This is a genomic window from Pseudonocardia pini (assembly GCF_013870575.1).
Lineage (GTDB): Bacteria > Actinomycetota > Actinomycetes > Mycobacteriales > Pseudonocardiaceae > Pseudonocardia > Pseudonocardia pini.
In genome coordinates this window covers 1-8,082 of record NZ_JACBXB010000196.1, presented here as the reverse complement: position 1 = coordinate 8,082, position 8,082 = coordinate 1, and the positions used below count along the sequence as shown (strand labels likewise).

The following is an 8,082-nucleotide window of genomic DNA, read 5'->3' as shown; positions in this document are numbered from 1 at the left end:
CGGCAGGGCAGGCTCATGCGCGCGCTCGCAGGCGCCCCGGGCGTCCGCGTGCCCGAGGTCCTGTTCGACGACGAGGGCGCCCCACCCCAGGTGCCCCCGTTCCTGGCGATGTCCCTCATCCCGGGCGACTGCGTGGAGCCGTCGCTCGCCGCGCGCGGTGCGGTTCCCCCGGACCAGGTGCGTTCCCGCGCGCTCGACGCGGCGCGGATGCTGGCCGCGTTGCACGCCGTCGACGTCCGCCGCGCGCTGCCGGACGAGGCGCCGCAGCCCGTCTCGGCCGAGATCGACCGCTGGACCACGGCGTTCACCACGGTCCCCGAGGACCTCCGGCGCGGGTACGAGGAGGTCGCGGACCTGTTGCAGCGCACCGTCCCCGCGCCGCTCGCGCCGGTCGTCACGCACGGGGACTACCGGTTGGGCAACACCCTGTGCGAGGGCGGTCGGGTCACCTCGATCATCGACTGGGAGATCTGGTCGCTGGGCGACCCGCGGATCGACGTCACCTGGCTGACGTTCTTCACCGACGAGGCCGCCCACCCCGCCGCGGTGTCGACCGAACCGACGGGCATGCCCACGAAGGCCGAGCTCGTCGCGGCCTACGAGGAGGCGCGGGGTCAGCGGGTGCTCGACCTGTCGTGGTTCGAGGCGCTCACCAAGTACAAGGAGTCCGCCGCGACCGCGTTGCTGATCAAGCGAGCACGCAAGGGCGGGTCCGAGGGCGAGATGCACGACCGCATGACCCCGGCCCTCCCGGTGCTGCTGGCCGAGGCCACCGAACTGGCGTCCGCGTACCCGGGGGCGTGAACGCCGACGGTCGGTCACCACGTCGAACTGCCCCGCCCATGATCACCGCTTCGGCGCGCGGACCCGCGGTGGGCGCGGCCCGCGGTTCCGAAACGGCGATCATGCCCGGACAGAGGCGCTCTCTCCAGAGAGCCACGGGCCCGCCCATGATCACCATTCCGGCACGCAGAACCGCGGTCAGCACGGCCCGCAGTTCCAAAACAGCGATCATGCCCGGACAGACGGCGCCCACCCCGGAGAGCCACAGGCCCGCCCATGATCACCACTCCGGCACGCAGAACCGCGGTGAACGCGGTCCACCGTGCCGAAACGGCGGTCATGCCTGAACCGGCGACGCTCACCGCAGAACTGACACGTGCCCCGCCCATGATCACCGCTCCGACACACGGGACCGCGGGAGACGCGGCCCACGGATCCGAAACAACGATCAAACCCGAATAGTCGACGCTCGTCCCAGCACTGAGCCGCACCCCACCCATGACCACCGCTTCGGGACGCGGAACCGCGGTGACCGCGGCCCACGGCACCCGAGCACCGATCATGACCCGAAACCCGAGCTCGGCCGATCCGCCGTGATCACCACCCCGGCGCCTGGAACCGCACAAGGCGCGGCCCCAGCTCCGAAATGTTGATCATGCCCGGATCAGCGACGCTCACCGCAGAACTGACACGCGGCCGCCCATGATCACCGGTCCGGCACGCGGGACCGCGGGCAACTCGGCCCGCAGTTCCGAAACGGCGATCAAGCCCGGACAAGCGGCAGCCTCAGCGATGAACTGCTCCCTAACCATGATCACCGCTTCGGCACCCGGGACCGCGGTGACCGCGGCCCACAGCACCCGAGCACCCGAGCATGACCCGAAATCCGAGCTCGCCACCCACCACGCTCCACCCATGATCACCACCCGGGCACGCAGAACCGCGGTAAGCGCAGCCCACCGTGCCGAAACGGCGATCAGGCCCTACCAGGCGACGCTCGCCCCAGCACTGAGCCACGCCCCATCCATGATCACCGCTTCGGCACCCAGGACCGCGGTGACCGCGGCCCACAGCACCCGAGCACCCGAGCATGACCCGAAATCCGAGCTCGCCACCCACCACGCTCCGCCCATGATCACCACCCGGGTACGCAGAACCGCGGTAAGCGCAGCCCACCGTGCCGAAACGGCGATCAAGCCCTACCAGGCGACGCTCGCCCCAGCACTGAACCGCGCCCCATTCATGATCACCACTTCGGGACGCGGAACCGCGGTGACCGCGGCTCACCGCTCCCGAACACCGATCATGACCCGAGACCCGAGCTCGCCGGTCCGCCCATGATCGCTACCTCGGCATCTGGAGCCGCGATACCCGCGGCCCGCCGCGCCGAGACGGTGATCATGTACCGGCAGGGCTCATGGAGCTCGGCGGTCGAGGTGGGCTCGGGGCCGATGGCGCCATGCCTGGGCGGCCGCTGCTCAGACCGCGACCTCGGCACGGCAGTCCACGGCGAGCGCGCCGCCGTCGGTGTGCAGCTGCAGCGCCAGCTCGGCGCGCTTCTCGCCCTCCGCCTCGAACTCCCGCACCACCACTCCCCCGGCCCGCAGCCGGTCGCCGCGCCAGACCAGCTCGCGGAACCGGGTGCGGAAGAGTCGCACCGACTCCGCCCCGTACAGGTCGGTCAGGTGGGCGGCGAGGTAGCCCGCACCGAGCATCCCGACCCCGAACGCCTCCGGGTAGCCGGCGCTGCGGGCGAGCTCGTCGTCGTGGTGCATGGGGTTCATGTCGCCGCTCGCGCCCTGGTAGCGCACGATGTCCGTCATCGTCAGCGGGCCGTACCGGCGCTCGGGCAGCTCCGACGGCGGCAGCGCCCGCCGCTCACCGCGCCCGGCGGGCGCGGGAGACGACCCGGTCAGGTAGGCGGAGGTGTACCGACACTCCGCACGCAGCGCACCGGGCCCGGAAGCCTCCCGATCGGGCGACCCCGGACCGTGGAACTCCACCGCGAAGTGCACCAGCAGCATCCGTCCGCCCCGGCGGCCCTCCTTGGCGGTGACCCCGTCGAACCGCAACCGGGTCTCCAGCACGTCGCCCGCCCGCGGCGGCGGACCCGCGAACACGTACTCCTGCTCCAGCGACAACAGTCTGCGGACGTCCGCCTCGATCCCGGCCTCCTCGAACGCCGCCGCGGCCTCAGGGGTCTCGAAGACCGCGCTCAACCGTTCCCAGTACACGACGGTGGCCAGGAACGTGGGCGGGACCGGCGGGGTGTCCGTGGCCAGGTACTCCGGCCGGTCGGCGCCGGTCGCCAGCGCGTACTCCCGGACCTTGCCCAGCTCGATCGGCATCCGTGCCACGCATTGAGGATACCTAATAACCGGCCGTCGGTATAGGCTCGCGGCACACCGACCTCGACGAGGAGGACACCCGTGCCCGTCCGCGGACTGGAGCCCGGCCGCCGCGCCGCGCTGATCGTCAACGAGTGCCAGAACGCCATGATCTCGGCCGAGCACAGCGACAACGCCGGGCTCGTCGGCGAGATCGCGTCCCGCGGCGTGGTCCCCACGATCGCGGCGCTCGCGGCCGCGTTCCGGGCGGCGGGCCTGCCGGTCGTGCACTCGACGATCGTGCTGCGCCCCGACGGGCTCGGCACCGCGCCCTCCTGCCTGCTGCTCGGTGTCCTGCGCAAGAAGGGCGCCGTGGTCGAGGGCAGGCCGGGCGCGGAGATCCATCCCGACCTCCGCCCGCAGCCCACGGACCACGTCTCCCGACGGCTGCACGGCCTCTCCCCGTTCCACGGCACCGAGCTCGAGTCGGTGCTGCGCGAGCAGCGGGTCGACACCGTGGTGGTCACCGGTGTGTCGACCAACGTCGGGGTCCCCGGGACCTGCTTGGAGGCGCTGAACCGCGGGTTCACCGCGGTCGTCCCCGAGGACGCCGTCGCGGGCAGCAGCCGCGAGATCCACGACTTCCAGATCGCGAACATCCTCCCGCTGCTCGCCACGGTGACCACCGCGGTCGAGGTCAGGGCGGCTCTCTAGCGTCCCGCACCGCGACCCCACCACCTCTCTCCACGGCCCGGACCCACGCACGCGGCGGTGCCGGTCCCGCGAGTACACCCGGTACGAGCCTCGGACCGTTCGCCTGGCGTGAGGTGGACCTGGATCCGCCGAACCCCCCACGTCGCTGGACGGCCCAGGCCCAGACCCGCGGCAGTCCGCGGTCCGGCGGGTTCACCCCGAACGAAACCCGGACCGCCCGGCCCACCTGAACCTGGATCCCCCGCGCCCACCTCTCGACGGCCCAGGCCCAGACCCGCGGCGGTCCGCGGTCCGGCGGGTACACCCCGAACGAAACCCGGACCGCCCGGCCCACCTGAACCTGGATCCCCCGCCCCCACCTCTCGACGGCCCAGGCCCAGACCCGCAGCGGTCCGCGGTCCGGCGGCTTCACCCCGAACGAAACCCGAACCGCGCGGCCCACCTGAGCCTGGATCCCCGTCCCCACCTCTCGACGGCCCAGGCCCAGACCCACAGCGGTGCGCGGTCCAGCAGTGTCACCCTGTACGAGTTTCGGACCGCCGGCCGGCTTGCGAGCCTGGCCCCCGCAGACCTGGTGCGGCCCCTAGAGAAGGCGGTCGCGGAGCAGGAACTTCTGGATCTTCCCCGCGGGGGTGCGGGGCATCTCCTCCACGATCTCCAGACGCTCGGGCGTCTTCTGCCGCGCCAGACCGGCGGCGGCGAAGTGCGCGCGGACCGCCTCGAGGTCGAGCGTGGCGCCCGGCCGCAGCACGGCGACCGCGCAGACCCGCTCCCCCATCCGTTCGTCCGGCAGCCCGATCGCCGCGGCCGCCACGACGGCGGGGTGCTCGGCGAGGACGTCCTCGACCTCCTTGGACGAGATGTTCTCCCCGCCCCGGATGATGATGTCCTTCTTCCGGTCGGTGATCGTGAGGTAGCCCTCGGGGTCCAGCCTGCCGATGTCACCGGTGCGGAACCAGCGGCCGGGCAGGAAGGCCTCGCGGTCCAGGCTCGTGTCCGTGTACCCGACGAACAGCTCGCCGCCGCGGGTGACGATCTCACCCTCCACCCCCGCGGGCACGTCCTCGCCGAAGCCGTCGACCAGCCGGATCTCGGTGCCTGCGAGGATCCGGCCGTCGGTGTGGGCGCGCTTGTCGAGCGGGTCGTCCACGGTGCCGGAGCTGATCGTCGGGTGCTCGCTCGACCCGTAGCAGCGGTAGGCCGGGATGCCCGCCGCGTCCGCCCTCTCGATCAACGACGGCGGCACCCCGGCGGCACCGACCATGAACTCGCACAACGACTCCAGCGTGGCCGTGCCCTTCTCCTGCTCGTCCAGCAGGCCGGCCAGCTGCACCGGCGCGCCGACGCCGTAGGTCAGCGCGTACTCGTCGACGAGACGGGCCGCGCGCGCCGGGTCCCAGGCCTCCTGGACCACCGTGGGCGTCCCGTGGACCAGGATCCGCAGGAGGCCGAGCAGGCCTGCGACGTGCCCGGCCGGGAAGATCGCGAGCTGCCGCACGGTGTGCCGGGTGCGCCGGACCAAGGAGGGCGAGAACAGCTCGGCCAGCAGCGACCGGTGGGTGTGCTGCACGCCTTTCGGGTCCGCGGTGGTGCCGGAGGTGTAGACGAGCATCGCGCGCGAGTCCGGGTCCGGGTCGGGCGGGGTGAAGGGGCCGGCGAGGCCCGCGAGGGCGGTCATGCCCGACGGCACGGGGTCGCCCGCCACGACCACCGTGCGGAGCGACTCCGGGCGCTCGGCGGCCACCATGCCGGCGACCATCCCGGCGTGGTCCCGGCCCCGGACGGTCGAGGGCACGACCAGCGCCACCGCGCCGGACTGGCGCAGGATGAACCCCAGCTCGCGCGGGCCGTAGATCAGCACGATGGGCAGCAGCACCGCCCCGCAGAGCGCCACCGCCGCCTGCACCACGGCGCTCTCGTACGTGCTGCCCAGCTGGACCGCCACGACGTCGCCGGGCCCGATCCCCTTGCCCTGCAGGGCCCCCGCGACCTGCTCGGCGTCGGCGACCAGTCCGCCGACCGTGGTCTCGCGGGTCCCGGCCGAGCCGGTGAACACCACCGGGACCGCCGCGTGCCGTCGCCCGCCCGCCGCGATCTGCGCCGCGAGCGTGAGCTCCCGCCCGGTGTCCAGTGCGACCGCACCGATGGAGTCGGTCATGAAGGCACCTCCGCGCGCGCCCGCCGTCGGACGCCACAAATTGAGTACCCTCATCAAGCCCGATGGACCAGGCCGTGTCAAGACCTAGTGTCCCGCACCGCAAGTCCGGTGCACATGTCGGCGGATCCAGGTTCGCGCAGGCAAGGCAGCCGGTCCGAGGCTCGTACCGGGTGTACTCGCCGGACCGGCAACGCCGCCTGCGTAGGCCTGGGCCGTCGAGATATGTAGCGGACTTGCGGTGCGGGACACTAGTGGTACCAGGCCGTGAGTGCCTCGAGATGGCGGCGCATGCGGTGCCGGGCCACGGCCTCGTCCCCGTCGAGCAGCGCCTGCAGGATCCGGCCGTGCACGTGCTGGACCGTGGTCACCGCATCCGGCCCCGGCGTGGGACTCGGGGTGTTCGCGGTGTGCCGGTTCCACAGCTCGGTGAGGATCTCGAGGAACAGCCCGAGCACCGGGTTCCCGGACAGCGCCGCGAGCTCGGTGTGGAACCGGTCCGCCCCGGTCCGGCCCTCCGCCGTGGGTTCCTCGGTACGGGCGATCGCCGCCTCGAGCCGCGAGCCGACCTCCGGGTCCTCGCGGCGCTCCAGCACCTGCCGGAGGGTCCCCATCTCGATCGCGTCCCGCACGACCTGCAGGTCCTTCGGCGTGACGCCCCGATAGTCCAGGTACAACGCCATGGTGTCGATGCTGGCGTCGGGCTCCGGCTCGGTGACGACGAGGCCGCCGCCCGGCCCCCGCCGCATCCGGGCCACGGAGTGGTACTCCAGCAGCCGGACCGCCTCGCGCAGCACGGCCCTGCTGACGCCGTGGCGGGCCAGCAGGTCCGCCTCGGAGCCGAGCACGTGCCCCATCGGCCAGCCGCGCCGGGCGATCTCGTCGTGGATACGGGCGGCGGTGACCTCGGCGAGCTTGGCGCCGTCCCCCGCCCCGATCTCCGCGACACCCGCCCCGGGTCGCGGCGCCCGCTTGCTGCGGTGGGCCAGCAACCACTCGGTGACCTCGGTGAGGTGCTCCCCCATTTCCGCGGAGGCGGCCGCTGCGTCCCCCGCGACCACGGCGTCGACGATCGCGACGTGCCGGTCCCGCGAGCCCGACTTGCCCCGCGCGACCTCGTCCTTGCTGATCCGCCGCGTGGTGTGGGCGTACCGGGTCGTGAGCCGGGTCAGCACGTCCACGAAGAGGTGGAGCGCGGGGTTCCCGGACAGCTCGCCGAGCAGGACGTGCAGCACGTCCTGGGAGAAGATGCCCTGCTCGTCCTTCCGCTCGACCTCCTCCGCGAGGAGGCTCCGCAGGCGCTCGATGCCCTCCTCGCCGATGCCGGCCGCGGCCTCGGCGGCCGCCAGCGGCTCCAGCAGGGCGCGGGCCTCCATGAGGTCCTCGACCGACAGCCCGATGTACTCGAGGTAGATGACCAGGGCGCGGGTCGCCGGGCCCGCGTCGGGCGCGCAGACGAACAGCCCGCCGTTGGGCCCGCGGCGCATCCGCGCGACCTGGTGGTGCTCCGCCAGCCGCACAGCCTCGCGCAGCACCGCACGGCTCACGTCGTAGCGTTCGCGGAGGTCCTGTTCGGAGCCGAGCACCTCGCCGACCGGCCAGCCGCGGCGGATGATGTCCGCCTCGATCCGCCGGGCGACCTGGGCGGCCAGCTTGTCCGCAGGCCCGCTCGAGGCACGCGCCGCCGTGCCGTCCACCTCGGCGGGCGCCTCGTCGACGCCGGCTCCACCCATCGGCACGAGGACTCCTCACGCGGTATCCGGACCCTCATCCTAGGCCTCGGACCATCATGGAGCCCCTCCGGCACGCCCGTGACGGTCGGAGTCACCGAGTTGGAGCCACCGAATCGGGTCGCCCGACGGTGCCACCCGCCCGCTCCACCCCCAGCACCGCGCCGATCCGGTCGATCGCCTCGACGGTCTGCGCGATCGTCCCGACCGGTGGCCGGACGACGAACCAGGTCGCCCCCGCCTCGGCCAACCGCCCCACGTGGTCGAGGACCTCCTCGGCGGACCGCCCCCCGTCGAGCACGTCGCTGACCGGGGACTGCACCTGGACCTCGACGCCTGCGGGGTCGCGGCCGGCCTCGGCGAGCATGTCCCG

At 73.0% G+C, this 8,082-nt stretch carries 6 protein-coding genes; 2 read left to right on the top strand and 4 right to left on the bottom strand.

All coding sequences use genetic code 11. The features are described from left to right. The coding region (locus H5J29_RS13595; RefSeq protein ID WP_181781313.1) for a phosphotransferase family protein at positions 1 to 804 on the top strand (804 nt) is incomplete at its 5' end. A gap of 1,457 nt (positions 805 to 2,261) precedes the next feature. Here H5J29_RS13595 and H5J29_RS36545 read toward each other — a convergent pair. Then, the gene (locus H5J29_RS36545) at positions 2,262 to 3,131 is read right to left on the bottom strand and encodes a MaoC/PaaZ C-terminal domain-containing protein (protein WP_376768528.1); all 870 of its coding nucleotides are present in this window, start codon (positions 3,129 to 3,131) and stop codon (positions 2,262 to 2,264) included. An 81-nt stretch (positions 3,132 to 3,212) separates the two neighbouring features. Between H5J29_RS36545 and H5J29_RS13585 the strand changes: the two genes are divergently transcribed. Beyond that, positions 3,213 to 3,824, top strand: a complete 612-nt coding sequence (locus tag H5J29_RS13585; protein WP_181781311.1) for a cysteine hydrolase family protein — start codon at positions 3,213 to 3,215, stop codon at positions 3,822 to 3,824. 583 nt (positions 3,825 to 4,407) lie between these two features. Here the strand turns inward: H5J29_RS13585 and H5J29_RS13580 are convergent. The 3 genes from H5J29_RS13580 to H5J29_RS13570 form a co-directional block, all read right to left on the bottom strand. Beyond that, positions 4,408 to 5,982, bottom strand: a complete 1,575-nt coding sequence (locus H5J29_RS13580; RefSeq protein ID WP_181781310.1) for an AMP-binding protein — start codon at positions 5,980 to 5,982, stop codon at positions 4,408 to 4,410. Between the two features lie 248 nt (positions 5,983 to 6,230). Continuing rightward, complete coding sequence (locus H5J29_RS13575) at positions 6,231 to 7,712, bottom strand: FadR/GntR family transcriptional regulator (protein ID WP_181781309.1); 1,482 nt, start codon at positions 7,710 to 7,712, stop codon at positions 6,231 to 6,233. A 91-nt stretch (positions 7,713 to 7,803) separates the two neighbouring features. After that, on the bottom strand, positions 7,804 to 8,082 hold a 279-nt coding region (locus H5J29_RS13570), incomplete at its 5' end, for a hypothetical protein (RefSeq protein ID WP_220187378.1).